Annotated in this window: 13 protein-coding genes and 2 tRNA genes; 10 read left to right on the top strand and 5 right to left on the bottom strand. The window is 67.1% G+C overall.

The window, feature by feature from the left end:
• Positions 1 to 42 precede the first annotated feature (42 nt).
• Together rplM and rpsI are read left to right on the top strand one after the other, a co-directional pair.
• The gene (gene rplM / locus V3B48_RS19875) at positions 43 to 471 is read left to right on the top strand and encodes a 50S ribosomal protein L13 (RefSeq protein ID WP_005414692.1); all 429 of its coding nucleotides are present in this window, start codon (positions 43 to 45) and stop codon (positions 469 to 471) included.
• A 2-nt stretch (positions 472 to 473) separates the two neighbouring features.
• On the top strand, positions 474 to 866 hold the full coding sequence (gene rpsI, locus V3B48_RS19870) for a 30S ribosomal protein S9 (RefSeq protein ID WP_005411311.1): 393 nt from the start codon (positions 474 to 476) through the stop codon (positions 864 to 866).
• Between the two features lie 280 nt (positions 867 to 1,146).
• Here rpsI and V3B48_RS19865 read toward each other — a convergent pair.
• A tRNA-Gln gene (locus V3B48_RS19865) sits at positions 1,147 to 1,221 on the bottom strand.
• Between the two features lie 55 nt (positions 1,222 to 1,276).
• Positions 1,277 to 1,353, bottom strand: a tRNA-Met gene (locus V3B48_RS19860).
• A gap of 120 nt (positions 1,354 to 1,473) precedes the next feature.
• Here V3B48_RS19860 and V3B48_RS19855 point away from each other — a divergent pair.
• The 3 genes from V3B48_RS19855 to bfr all read left to right on the top strand — a co-directional run bounded on the left by V3B48_RS19855 (position 1,474) and on the right by bfr (position 3,026).
• Positions 1,474 to 2,094, top strand: coding sequence for an RNA pyrophosphohydrolase (locus V3B48_RS19855; RefSeq protein ID WP_032127170.1), 621 nt, complete (start codon positions 1,474 to 1,476; stop codon positions 2,092 to 2,094).
• Between the two features lie 108 nt (positions 2,095 to 2,202).
• The gene (locus V3B48_RS19850; RefSeq protein ID WP_005411309.1) at positions 2,203 to 2,412 is read left to right on the top strand and encodes a bacterioferritin-associated ferredoxin; all 210 of its coding nucleotides are present in this window, start codon (positions 2,203 to 2,205) and stop codon (positions 2,410 to 2,412) included.
• Between the two features lie 143 nt (positions 2,413 to 2,555).
• Entirely contained in the window at positions 2,556 to 3,026 is a 471-nt protein-coding gene (gene bfr / locus V3B48_RS19845; RefSeq protein WP_005419804.1) for a bacterioferritin, read from the top strand.
• Between the two features lie 58 nt (positions 3,027 to 3,084).
• Here the strand turns inward: bfr and V3B48_RS19840 are convergent, their stop codons facing one another.
• The 3 genes from V3B48_RS19840 to V3B48_RS19830 are packed head-to-tail and all read right to left on the bottom strand — an operon-like array spanning position 3,085 to position 7,851.
• A complete protein-coding gene (locus tag V3B48_RS19840) occupies positions 3,085 to 5,301 on the bottom strand; it encodes an ATP-binding protein (protein WP_329894290.1) in 2,217 nt (738 codons plus the stop codon).
• Between the two features lies 1 nt (position 5,302).
• Complete coding sequence (locus V3B48_RS19835) at positions 5,303 to 7,189, bottom strand: EAL domain-containing protein (RefSeq protein WP_329894289.1); 1,887 nt, start codon at positions 7,187 to 7,189, stop codon at positions 5,303 to 5,305.
• A 44-nt stretch (positions 7,190 to 7,233) separates the two neighbouring features.
• Complete coding sequence (locus tag V3B48_RS19830) at positions 7,234 to 7,851, bottom strand: DUF4126 domain-containing protein (protein ID WP_049461254.1); 618 nt, start codon at positions 7,849 to 7,851, stop codon at positions 7,234 to 7,236.
• A 179-nt stretch (positions 7,852 to 8,030) separates the two neighbouring features.
• Here V3B48_RS19830 and V3B48_RS19825 point away from each other — a divergent pair, with 179 nt between their 5' ends.
• The 5 genes from V3B48_RS19825 to ampE all read left to right on the top strand — a co-directional run bounded on the left by V3B48_RS19825 (position 8,031) and on the right by ampE (position 11,741).
• The gene (locus tag V3B48_RS19825) at positions 8,031 to 8,774 is read left to right on the top strand and encodes a DUF6776 family protein (protein WP_019336613.1); all 744 of its coding nucleotides are present in this window, start codon (positions 8,031 to 8,033) and stop codon (positions 8,772 to 8,774) included.
• 4 nt (positions 8,775 to 8,778) lie between these two features.
• Positions 8,779 to 9,243, top strand: coding sequence for a polymer-forming cytoskeletal protein (locus V3B48_RS19820; protein WP_006398829.1), 465 nt, complete (start codon positions 8,779 to 8,781; stop codon positions 9,241 to 9,243).
• Positions 9,244 to 9,274: 31 nt separating this feature from the next.
• Positions 9,275 to 9,667, top strand: coding sequence for an iron-sulfur cluster insertion protein ErpA (gene erpA / locus V3B48_RS19815; protein WP_005419789.1), 393 nt, complete (start codon positions 9,275 to 9,277; stop codon positions 9,665 to 9,667).
• Between the two features lie 146 nt (positions 9,668 to 9,813).
• Positions 9,814 to 10,719, top strand: a complete 906-nt coding sequence (gene nudC, locus V3B48_RS19810) for an NAD(+) diphosphatase (RefSeq protein WP_032127201.1) — start codon at positions 9,814 to 9,816, stop codon at positions 10,717 to 10,719.
• 134 nt (positions 10,720 to 10,853) lie between these two features.
• Positions 10,854 to 11,741, top strand: a complete 888-nt coding sequence (gene ampE, locus V3B48_RS19805) for a regulatory signaling modulator protein AmpE (RefSeq protein WP_329894288.1) — start codon at positions 10,854 to 10,856, stop codon at positions 11,739 to 11,741.
• The last annotated feature ends 230 nt before the right edge of the window (positions 11,742 to 11,971 follow it).

Below are 11,971 nucleotides of genomic sequence, written 5' to 3'. Positions count from 1 at the left end.
AGCCTTTCGCCGCAATGAGCCCGACCTAACCTAGAGTTCTTCATGAGCACTTTCACTGCCAAGAACGAGACCGTCCAGCGCGACTGGTACCTCGTCGACGCCGAGGGCAAGACCCTGGGCCGTCTCGCCACCGAGCTGGCCCGCCGTCTGCGTGGCAAGCACAAGCCGGTCTACACCCCGCACGTTGATACCGGCGACTACCTGGTCGTCATCAATGCAGAAAAGATTGCCGTCACCGGCAAGAAGCTGCAGGACAAGATGTATCACCGTTTCACCGGTTACATCGGCAACCTGAAGACCGAATCCCTGGCACAGGCGCTGGAGCGCCACCCGGAGCGCGTGATCGAGATCGCCGTGAAGGGCATGCTGCCGAAGGGCCCGCTGGGTCGCCAGATGTACCGCAAGCTCAAGGTCTACGCCGGCACTGAGCATCCGCACGCCGCACAGCAGCCGCAGGTTCTGGATATCTAATCATGGCTATCACTCAAAACTACGGCACTGGCCGCCGCAAGTCCTCCACCGCTCGCGTGTTCCTGCGCAAGGGTTCGGGCAACATCACCGTCAATGGCCGTCCGCTGGACGAGTTCTTCGGTCGTGAGACCGCGCGCATGATCGTGCGCCAGCCGCTCGAGCTGACCAAGAACACCGAAAGCTTCGACATCCTGGTCACCGCCGCTGGCGGCGGCACCACCGGCCAGGCCGGTGCGATCCGTCTGGGCATCGCCCGTGCTCTGGTCGAGTACGACGAAACCCTGAAGTCCGAGCTGCGCAAGGCTGGCTTCATGACCCGTGACGCCCGTGAAGTCGAGCGTAAGAAGGTCGGTCTGCACAAGGCCCGCCGCGCCACCCAGTTCTCCAAGCGCTGATTTACCGCGCCTGGTTGGGCTCCTTCGGGAGCCCGCTGGTTGGACAAGCAAAAGCCCGGCTTCGGCCGGGCTTTTGTCGTTCTGGGGTCGTGGATTTCCTGGTTGCCGGCCAGCGGCCGGCACTACCCGTGGTCCGCATGCCTGACCCCGGTCTCTGTCTGGAGAAGAGCCCCCTTGTTGTTCAAGGGGGTGCGCCGACAGGCGCGGGGATAAGGTGGAATGCGCGACCAAATTAAAAGCAAAAGGCCAGATCTTTCGATCTGGCCTTTTGCTTTTAATTTGGCTGCCCCGGATGGATTCGAACCACCGAATGCCTGAGTCAGAGTCAGGTGCCTTACCGCTTGGCGACGGGGCAAAACGTGCAACTATTTTCTCACTTTTCACGCTGAAAAACAACTTGATTTTCAGTGTGGTGGCTATGGGTGGACTCGAACCACCGACCCCAGCATTATGAGTGCTGTGCTCTAACCGGCTGAGCTACATAGCCTTGGTGAGCCCGCTATTCTGCGGATGTGTATCGCCCCTGTCAACACTTTTGTATCGTGCTTGTGGGCCGACAGGCGGCATGGGATAGTCCCGACCAGTAGATTTTTTAGGAGTCCGCATCGTGATCGATCCGGACGGCTATCGACCGAACGTCGGCATTGTGCTGATGCGGCAGGACGGCCAGGTGTTCTGGGCACGACGTGTGCGCCGGGACGGCTGGCAGTTCCCGCAGGGTGGCATGAATACCGACGAGACGCCTGTCGAGGCCATGTATCGTGAACTGCAGGAAGAGACCGGCCTGCTGCCTGAGCACGTGGAAGTGCTCGGGGCAACGCCCGGCTGGCTGCGTTACAAGCTGCCGGCGCGGGCCATCCGCCGCAACGAGCGGCAGGTCTGCATCGGCCAGAAGCAGGTCTGGTTCCTGCTGCGCCTGACCGGCGACGAGTCCCACGTGAAGCTGGACCACACCGACTCACCCGAGTTTGACCACTGGCGCTGGGTGGACTTCTGGTACCCGGTGGAGCACGTGGTGATGTTCAAGCGTGGCGTCTATGCGCGCGCCTTGCGACATCTGGCGCCGTTGGCGCGCGGGGTGGCCGGGCAGGGCGTGACCGCCATGCCCAAGAGCGCTGCGGAGGCCTGGATGCCGGGCCATACCGCCGGGCATGACCGCCCACGCAAGCGCCCACGGACCCGCGGCTACTGGCCGAAGAAGGCCACCGGCGATGGTCCGGCCACGTGACCGGCTGAACCGTATCGAGAATGGTTCAGGTCTCTGATTGACAACCATTCTCGTTTCCATTGGAATAGCCAACAGGCCACTCTTGGCCTGTCAGCCCGGTTCACGCCTGTGTACGTCTGCATCTGCAACGGAGTCACCGACCACCAGATCCGCGAAGCCGCCAGCCATGGCGTCAGCACGGTGGCCGAACTGACCATGCGTACCGGTTGTGGTGCCACCTGCGGTTCCTGCCTGGACATGGCCGGCGATCTGCTGGCCAAGGCGCGTGCCACCCACGATCTGCCGCTGCCGGTCCTCGGTCTGGCCCAGGTCGCCTGATCGTCTCTTTCGCGGCGCGTTGACGCCGCGCTTTCGCATCCTTCACGTGCGGCCGCACAGGCCAATGCGCACGATTCGCGTTCCTTCACGGCCGCGCGCAAGGCGTTAAAGTGCCTGCGTTTTCAGCGTGCAGGAGCACCCCCATGAAGGGCGACACCAAGGTCATCGAATTCCTCAACAAGGTCCTCTACAACGAGCTGACCGCGATCAACCAGTACTTCCTGCACGCCAAGATGCTGAAGAACTGGGGCATCAAGGAGCTGGCCGAACACGAGTACAAGGAATCGATCGACGAGATGAAGCATGCCGACATGCTTGCCGACCGCATCCTGTTCCTCGAAGGCCTGCCGAATTTCCAGGCGCTGGGCAAGCTGCGCATCGGCGAGAACCCGACCGAGATCCTGCAGTGCGACCTGTCGCTGGAGCGCGACGGCGTAGTGACCCTGCGCGAGGCCGTGGCCTACTCCGATTCGGTGGGCGACTACGTCAGCCGCCAGCTGTTCGTGAAGATCCTCGACTCGGAAGAAGAGCACATCGACTGGCTGGAAACCCAGCTCGACCTGATCGAGCGTATCGGCGAGCCGAAGTACCTGCTCAGCAAGCTGGAAGAGTGACGTAGCGTCGAGCTTGCTCGACTGTGATCAGCATGGCGATGGTCGAGCAAGCTCGACGCTACCGATGCTGTGCCAGGTAGCCCGTCAGCGCCACGCGCGCCCGGGCGAATTCGGCAACCAGCAGCGCCACCGCCACTGCGGGGCGCTGCAGGCTGCCACTACGGGCTTCGTGCTCGATCCGCTGCGCGATTGCCGACAGCGACAACGCCCCCACGTTCGCACTCGATGATTTAAGGCTGTGGGCGATTGCCTGCAGTCGCGGCTCGTCGCTGCTCTGCGCGGCCTGCTGCAGCTGCTGCACCATCGCCGGCGCATCCTCCAGGAACACCGAGACGATCTGGAGGGCGGTATCGCCGATCACCGCCTGCAGTTCGTCCAGCACATCACGGTCCAGCACCGGCTGTGGCTTGGAGCCGACTCGGCTGTCATCGTCTTGTAGAGCCGAGCCATGCTCGGCTGATGGAGCGCGACTGCTATTGGCCGTCAGCCGAGCATGGCTCGGCTCTACAGAAGGCCGTGCAGGTGATGCAGCTCTACCGCCCCCCCAGCGCTTCAACAGCGCATGCAAGGTGGCGCGCGCGATCGGCTTGGACAGGTAATCGTCCATGCCGGCCTGCAGGCAGCGTTCGCGGTCACCGGCCATGGCGTTGGCCGTCATCGCGATGATCGGCAACCGCGAGCACCCGGTTTCCGTTTCTTCCGCACGCCAGCGGCGCGTGGCGGCGTAGCCGTCCAGCACCGGCATCTGGCAATCCATCAGCACCACGTCCACGCCGCCTTCGCGAAGGGCGGCCAGTGCCTGCTTGCCGTCGGCGGCGTTGCGCACCTCGCACTGGAACACGCGCAGCAGATGCTCGGCCACCATCCGGTTGACCGTGTTGTCTTCCACCAGCAGCACGCGCAGGTGCAATGGCGGCAGCGTCGGTGCGGGCAAGCCGTCTTCGGCATTGGCCAGCAGGGCGGCAGGGCGGGCAGGCGTGGCAGGCGCCGCCAGCAGTGCATGCAGGGCTGCATCATCGAAATGCGGGAGCAGCTGGCGTTGGCGCGGGCGTTGTGCAGGCGTGTCTTCCTGCAGCCACAGTACCTGCAGTGCATCATCGTCGCCGCGCTCGGCCAGCGCCTGCTGCAGCGTGACCTCGCCGTTGCGGCGGGTGCGGGAATCGACAATCAGCCATGCCGGTGCCGGTTGTCCGGGCCGCGCGGGAGCGCGCAGGCGCTCGACCACGGCATCCAGCTGTGCCAGCACCTGCACCTGCAGCCCATGGTGGGCGGCGATGCGCTCGATGCGTGCCTGCAGCGTTGCATCGGCGCTGAACAACAGTAGCGCTGCGGGGGCGCGCGCCATCGCAGGCAGGTCGCCGGGTACTTTCAGCAGCGGGATCTCGAACCAGAACGTTGCGCCCTGGCCGGGCGTGGACTGCACGCCGATCTGCCCGTGCATCAGGTCGATGATGCGCTTGCAGATGGCCAGGCCCAGGCCGGTGCCACCGTAGATGCGCGTGGTCGAGGCATCGGCCTGGCTGAAGGACTGGAACAGGCGTGCCTGCAGTGCCTCATCGATGCCGATGCCGGTGTCGATGATCTCGAAGCGCAGCTGGTGCTGGGCCGCACCTTCGCCCAGGCGCTGCACGCGCAGCTGCACCTGGCCGCGGGCGGTGAACTTGATGGCGTTGGCCAGCAGGTTGCTCAGCACCTGGCGCAGGCGTACCGGGTCGCCGCGCACCGGCAGGCGCACCGATGGGTCAAGCTGCAGGGCCAGGGACAGGCCCTTGGCATCGGCGGCGCGCTGCATCAGCTGCACCACGCCATCGAGCAGGTCGCGCAGGTTGAAGCTGGTGATCTCCAGTTCCAGCGCCTGCGCTTCCAGCCGGGAGTAGTCGAGGATGTCGTCGACGATGCGCAGCAGCTGCTGTGAACTGGCCGAAGCGGTGGCCAGCATCTGCCGCTGGTCCTCACCCAGCGGCCCGCGCGCGATCAGCTCCAGCATCGGCAGGATGCCGTTGAGCGGCGTGCGGATCTCGTGGCTCATCGTGGCCAGGAACTCGCCCTTGGCCAGCACGGCCGCTTCGGCGGCCTGCTTGGCCTGCAGCAGCTGCTGTTCCAGCTGGCCCTGGCGTTCGGTGGTATGGCGCAGCTGGTCGCGCTCGGCGGCCAGCGCGCTGTGCTCGCGCTGCAGCTGGGCCAGTGCCCGGCTGCGCGCGCGCAGGCGCATGCCCAACAGCAGCAGTGCGACGGCCGCAGCAAGGGCAACCAGCAGCACGCCCCACAGCGGCACCTCAGAGCACCGCGTTGTGGAAGTCGAAGTTCAGGTCACTGCCGGCCGACTGCACCATGTTGCCCTGGATGTAATCGACGCCGCCGACCCACATCGCTGCCGCGGCCTGCGGGTCCTCGATCTGCTGGCCGATGATCTGCAGCCCGGCGGCATGCGCCTGTTCGATCGCCTTGCGCAGTTCCTCGCGCGTGGCCGGGTTGGAATGGCTGCTGGAGAAACGCGCGGCCATGCGCACGAACGACAGCGGCAGCTGGGTCAGCAGTGCATCGGCTTCGCCACTGGGTTCGAACTGGCTCAGGCAGAAGCGCACGCCGGCGCCGGCCATGCGCTGGCAGAACTGCTGCAGCGGCACGGTGTGGATCAGCGCGTCGGGCAGGCGCACGTCGATCACCAGCGCACTGCCGGGCAGGTCACGCTGCTGCAGTGATTCCAGCAGCCAGTCGCCAAAGGCATCGCGCTGCAGGGTGCGCAGCGACTGCGAAACGAACAGGTTCAGCGGTTGCGTTGCGTGCCTGTACAGGTCCAGCAGGCCCAGCGCATGGTCCATCACCTGCTGGTCGAGGTCGGCGATGCGGCCTGCCGCTTCGGCGGCGGGAATCACCTGGCCGGCCGCCAGCACCGTGCCGTCGGCCTGGCGCAGGCGCAGCAGCAGCTGGTACTGCGCGGTGTTGCCACCGGCGACGGCGACGATCGGCTGATAGGCCAGCTCCAGCTGGCCTTCCAGCAGTGCCAGGTGTTCCTGTTCGGTGACGGCCTGGCGATGCACGTGGCCCGCCACGCCGGCGCTGAGCAGGCGTGCCTGCAGGGTGGTGCGCTCGACCGCTTCCAGTGCAGCGTTGGCATCGTCGAAGCCCGGCGACAGCGGCGCGTAACCCACCACGCCGCGCAGATGCACCGATTCATCATCGCGGATCACGAAGGCGCGCGCCGAGAGCTGCTCACGCAGGGTCGCGGCGATGCTTTCCAGGCTGTCTTCATCGGTATTGCGGGCCAGCAGCAGGAAGCTGTTGTCGTTCAGGCGTGCCAGCAGGTGCGGATGGCCGGCCTCGGCCAGGCGCTGCCCGGCCTGCACCATCAGGCGCTCGAAGGCGGCGTAGCCATAGCGTTCGCGCAGGCCCAGCGCGCTGGCCACTTCAATGAAGAACACGCCGCCCCGGTCGCGATGGGTGAGGGTGGCGTTGAGTTGCTGCAGCACGTGGTGACGTGTCGGCAGGCCGGTTTCCGGATTGCTGGTGGCCGGTGCGCCGGTAGCACCAGGCAGGGTCGCTGCCTGCGCACGTGCGCGGCGGATGCGGTTGGCCACGGCGGCGATCAGGTGGCGGGGGCGGATCGGCTTGCTCAGATAATCGTCGGCGCCGCTGTCGAGCACCTCGAACTGGCGTTCCGGGTCCGGATCGCCGCTCAGGAACACGATCGGCAGCAACTGCAGGCCAGGCTGCTGGCGGATCAGCGCGGTCAGGCGCATGCCGTCCAGGCCGGGCAGGTGCAGGTCCATCAGGATCAGGTCGGGCCGATGCTCCTTGATCGCCTGCAGCGCGCCGTCGGCATCGCTGTGCACGATCGCCTGCATGCCGGCACCATGCAGCACGCTCTGTGCGAACAGGGCCTGCGCGCGGTCGTCCTCGACGATCAGCACGCGGTAGGGCGAATCGGAGGGCGGCGGCGCCTGGTCGTTGTTGCCAGCCTCGGCCAGCACGGCCGGGCCGGGAAGCGGCGGCGGTGCGCTGCCGATCGATGCGGGTGCGTCGGAGGCGGCCAGCGGCGGAACCGCGGCCGGCGCTGCGGCGACCGCGCTCGCCGGTTCAGCGGTCCAGCGTTGCCAATGATCGGCCGGAGGGGTTTCAGCGCGTCCCGGGCGGGCGCCCGCGGGGGATTCGTTTGCGGCCATCGGTGCTCCTGGTGTTCGCGTCCATTATGCGACAAGCCCGGCGATCAACCGGTACCGGGCTGGCGTGGACTGTCGGGCGACGCACTGCGTGCCAGCCAGCGCACGCCCTTCCACAGGGCGCGCCAGACCAGCCACACCAGCAGCGCGCCGGCCAGGCTGCAGGCCAGCACCACGATCAGCGCGATCCACGGGTGTGCCAGGGCCAGGGCCAGGCCACCGACCACCACGGTGTCCTCGGCGGCGGAGGCCACCCAGTTGCTGGCAGGCTCGGGCGAGGTATTGAGCAGGGCGCGGGTGCCGGCCTTCAGGCCATGGCTGGCCAGCGCGACACCGGCACCGGCAGCAAGTGCGCCGGTGCCCAGCTGCCCATCCGGCGACAGCGTGGCTGCGGCAAGGAAGGCCCCTGCGGGTACGCGTGCCAGGGTCTGCACCAGATCCCACGCCGAGTCGACGCCGGGAATCTTGTCGGCGAAGAATTCGGTCACCGCCAGCGCTGCCGAGGTGCCCAGCACCCACCACGATTCCGTGGCCTGCAGGGCCGGCGGCAGGTCGACCCAGCCGAGCAGGCCGGCCAGGCCGACACCGAACACGGTGAGGTAGACGCGGATGCCGGCCAGCCAGGCCAGCAGGATGCCGATCACGAACAGGTGGGCTTCGGTCATGGCGATGCTCCGGCGACGGAACTGTGCAGGGGACCACACTATCGACGATGGCATGCCTGAACGCCACAGACGGTGGCTCGCCACTGCGCAGGAAACCCACCCGTCCTGTCATACACTAGCCCGTCGTTTGCCACAGGGGCCGTACCGGTGTCGCCCTCGCGATGCCCCGGAATCCACCCATGACCAACCGTCCTCCCATGCGCGTGCAGGTTCGCCTGCCCGGCGCGCCGCAACCGCCGGCCGACCGTCGCCGCCTGCTGGTGATCGGCGGCATCTGGCTGCTCAGCCTGGTGCTGGCCGTGCTGGGTGGCTGCTGGATGGCCACGCCGCGCGATGCACAGGGCCAGCGCCTGCAGGCCGCCGAGAAGCGCGCCGAGACGTTGCAGGCGCAGCTGACCGAACTGCGCCAGAAGCAGGCCACGCTGGAAGCCTCCGACCGCATCAGCCGCGCCGCCAACACCGAGGTGCAGTCCTCGCTGGCCGAACGCGATGAGGAAATCGCCGGCCTGCGTGCCGACGTTGCCTTCTATGAGCGCCTGGTGGGTTCGACCAGCCAGCGCAAGGGCCTGAACACCCATTCGATCGAGTTCAGCCCGGAAGCGGCCGGCACCTGGCAGTACACCGCCGTGCTGACACAGAACCTCAACCGCGGCGCCATCAGCCAGGGGCAGATGCGTTTCACCGTGGAAGGCGTCAAGAACGGCAAGCTGGCCACGATCAGCTGGGATGATCTGCACCAGCGCAGCAAGGTACCGGGACAGGATTACTCGTTCCGGTACTTCCAGCAGCTCACCGGCAGCGTGATGCTGCCGGCTGACTTCACCCCGCAACGCGTGCGGGTGACATTGGGGAGTGGTACGGGGGGTACCACCCAGGTATTCGACTGGAAACAGGCCGGTGCGCCGGCCGCCAAAGGGGAGTAGGCAGATGTTCGGAAGCAGCAAATCCAACCGTGAAGGCCAGCTGGTGGTGGATGCCCTGATCGGCAACCAGGTGGTGATCCGCGGTGATGTGGAATTCAGTGGTGGCCTGTATGTGGAAGGCCGCATCCACGGCAAGGTGATCGCCGCCGAAGGCGCCAGCGGCGCGACCCTGACGGTCGCCGAGCATGGCGTGATCGAAGGTGAGATCCGTGCCCAGGTGGTGGTCATCAGTGGCCGCCTGGACGGCGACGTGCATGCCACCGAGAAGGTCGAACTGACCCCGAGCGCGCGGGTCAATGGCAACGTCCATTACCAGGTGGTGGAGATGAATGCGGGTGCCCAGCTGAACGGCCGCCTGATCCATGCCAGCGCCCCGATGGCGGCCCTGCCGGCCCCGGAAGGTGATGAGGCCAATGGCGGCAAGGGTGACACCGCCGCACGCCGCAAGCTGGCCGAGGCGATGGCTTGAAAGCCATCGTCGGCACCCCCATGCTGACACCATGAGCACGCTAGTCTCCCTGCCCGGCGCCACCCCGGTTGCCGCGCCCGATTACCAGTCGCTGGAGCGCCCGCTGAACTTCACCGAGTCGGCGGCCGCCAAGGTCAAATCCCTGATCCAGGAAGAGGGCAACCCCGACCTGGCCCTGCGCGTGTACATCGAAGGCGGTGGCTGTTCGGGCTTCCAGTACGGGTTCGAGTTCGACGAGAACCGTGCCGAGGATGACCTGGCGGTACAGACCAGCGGAGTGACCCTGCTGGTCGACCCGCTGAGCCTGCAGTACCTGATGGGCGCCGAGGTGGACTACACCGAGAGCCTGACCGGTGCCCAGTTCGTGATCCGCAACCCGAACGCCAAGACCACCTGCGGCTGCGGCAGCAGCTTCAGCATGTAAGAGGCCTGTGGCCGGAATGTGCCAACCAAGGTTGGCACCTCAGTAGATCCACGCCATGCGTGGATGCTGTGCCTGCACGCCCACACCGGCAGATTGCGCACAGCGCCGAACTTGCCACCTGCATCGATTGGCGGCACGCTTGCCGGATGCCCAATACTCCTTCGCCGCTTTCCGGTTTCGCTTTCGTTGGCGAACCGCTGGAGCGCGCCGATGCCCTGCGCGACGATGCCGATGCACTGGCGCGCCTGTGGCCGGGCGCGCGCATTCTCGTGCTCGATCAGGACGGCAGCGCCTTCACCGGCGATGACGACCAGCCGCTGGCGCTGACCGGCGCCGACATCGGCGGCGGCCCCGGTGCCGCGATCTTCCTTGGCCTGCGTGGCGAGCAGGCCTGGTTCTCGGTCGAAGCCGCCAACGTTACCGTCACGGCCCCGCGCCGCCTCGACCTGCGCCAGGCCGCACTGCTGTGGCCGATGGCCGATGCGACCGCCTTCAGTTATGCCCGCGGCATGTCCTACTGGCACTCGCGCACCCGCTTCTGCGGCGTGTGCGGCGGCGCCGTGGCGTTTGCCCGTGGTGGCTTCGTCGGCCGCTGCGGGCAGTGCGCCACCGAGCACTACCCGCGTGTCGACCCCGCCGTGATCGTCGCCGTGGAAAACCAGGGCCGGTTGCTGCTGGGCCGGCAGTCGAACTGGGCACCGCGGCGTTACTCGGTGCTGGCCGGCTTCGTCGAACCCGGCGAGACCTTCGAGCAGACCGTGGTGCGTGAAGTGCACGAGGAGAGCAAGGTACGGGTGACCGCCTGCCAGTACCTCGGTTCGCAGCCGTGGCCGTTCCCGGGCGCGCTGATGATCGGTTTCCGTGCACAGGCGCAGGATGACCTGCCGACCGTGGATGGCGAGCTGGAAGATGCGCGCTGGTTCAGTGCCGACGAGGTCGGCGCGGCACTGGCACGCGATGTGGAGGACGATGGCCAGGGCATCCGCCTGTCGCCGCCGATCTCGATTTCGCGCGGCCTGATCGAACACTGGTACCGGCAGCAGAAGGGCTGAGCGGGGCTGACGGTGGCGCCTGTATTGCCGCCACCTGAACACGGCCCGGGTTACAGTCCGGTTCACCGCTGAGGGCGCCGCTGCGACAGGTAAGGTAGCGACGCCGAGCGTTCTGTTTCGTAGGGAGACCTGCCATGTTCACCACTCTGGCCGCCGTGCTGGTGGCACTGGCCCTGGGCCATGTCGCCCCGGCCGCTGCCGCCTCGCTGCGCCGTTTCGACGGCTTCCGGCGTTGGCTGGGCTGGCTGGACGCGCGCGGTGGCAAGGCCTGGCAGGGACCGGCCGGCGTTGCCCTGGCACTGCTGCCGCCGCTGTTGCTGATGGCGCTGCTGGCGTGGTTGCTGCGCGGGGTGCTGTTCGGCCTGCCGTCGCTGCTGCTGGGCGTGGCGGTGCTGGCGTGGTGCTGGGGCCCGCGCGATCTGGACCGCGATATCGAAGCGATCATCGATGCCGATGACGCGGCGACGCGCCAGGCCGCGGTGCGCAACCTGCAGGCGGCCGGTGGCAGCCTGCGCGAGGACATTCCGTCACTGGTCGAGGCGACCGTACTCAACGCGCTGCGGCGCTGGTTCGCGGTGCTGTTCTGGTTCCTGCTGCTGGGCCCGGCCGGTGCGCTGGGTTACCGGCTGCTGGCGCTGATGGCGGAGAGCCCGATGCGTGCACGCGTGCCGGTGGAGCCGCTGGCGCTGGCGCAGCGCCTGTTGGGATTGATCGAGTGGCCGGTGGCGCAGCTGATGGCGTTTTCGATGGCGCTGGTGGGCAACTTCGATACGGCGTGGAAGGCCTGGCGCCAGGCCCATGGCGAACGCCTGGCGGGCGGCATCGGTTTCCTCGGCGCGGTGGCGCGGGCCAGCGTCAATGCCGAGCTGCGCGAGGATGCGCACGATTACACCGAGGCGGGGCTGTTGCCGGTGTGGCAGCGGTTGCCGGACTTGCGGGATGCGATGAGCCTGGTGTGGCGGATGCTGCTGCTGTGGCTGGCGATCCTCGCCCTGCTGGTGATTGCAGGCTGGGTGACGTAGTTGCTTTGCAGGGCTTGCAGCCCTGCACCTGCAGAGGCAACAGCAACAGCAACAGCTGGATTGCTGCGGGTTGGCGGGGTGGGTCGGATGGCGGGGGACGCCGTGAATCCGTCCGTGGAGGCTTGGTCGCCGCATCCATGCGGCTCACACCCCCGCCATCCGACCCACCCCGCCTTCGACAGATTCCCGCGGCTGTTGGTAGGTGTCGACCTTGGTCGACACGGTAGATC

The organism is Stenotrophomonas sp. SMYL20 (assembly GCF_036320045.1).
Classification (GTDB): Bacteria; Pseudomonadota; Gammaproteobacteria; order Xanthomonadales; family Xanthomonadaceae; genus Stenotrophomonas; species Stenotrophomonas maltophilia_A.
The sequence above is the reverse complement of the archived record's forward strand: the minus strand, read 5'-3'. Positions and strand labels throughout refer to the sequence as shown.

Excerpts from the sequence above, each read along its gene's own strand:
- rplM (WP_005414692.1), top strand. The coding sequence starts at position 43 with ATGAGCACTTTCACTGCCAAGAACGAGACCGTCCAGCGCGACTGGTAC.
- V3B48_RS19830 (WP_049461254.1), bottom strand. The coding sequence starts at position 7,851 with ATGACCGAAGCCCACCTGTTCGTGATCGGCATCCTGCTGGCCTGGCTG.
- bfr (WP_005419804.1), top strand. The coding sequence starts at position 2,556 with ATGAAGGGCGACACCAAGGTCATCGAATTCCTCAACAAGGTCCTCTAC.
- nudC (WP_032127201.1), top strand. The coding sequence starts at position 9,814 with ATGCCCAATACTCCTTCGCCGCTTTCCGGTTTCGCTTTCGTTGGCGAA.
- rpsI (WP_005411311.1), top strand. The coding sequence starts at position 474 with ATGGCTATCACTCAAAACTACGGCACTGGCCGCCGCAAGTCCTCCACC.
- V3B48_RS19820 (WP_006398829.1), top strand. The coding sequence starts at position 8,779 with ATGTTCGGAAGCAGCAAATCCAACCGTGAAGGCCAGCTGGTGGTGGAT.
- ampE (WP_329894288.1), top strand. The coding sequence starts at position 10,854 with ATGTTCACCACTCTGGCCGCCGTGCTGGTGGCACTGGCCCTGGGCCAT.
- V3B48_RS19825 (WP_019336613.1), top strand. The coding sequence starts at position 8,031 with ATGACCAACCGTCCTCCCATGCGCGTGCAGGTTCGCCTGCCCGGCGCG.
- erpA (WP_005419789.1), top strand. The coding sequence starts at position 9,275 with ATGAGCACGCTAGTCTCCCTGCCCGGCGCCACCCCGGTTGCCGCGCCC.
- V3B48_RS19835 (WP_329894289.1), bottom strand. The coding sequence starts at position 7,189 with ATGGCCGCAAACGAATCCCCCGCGGGCGCCCGCCCGGGACGCGCTGAA.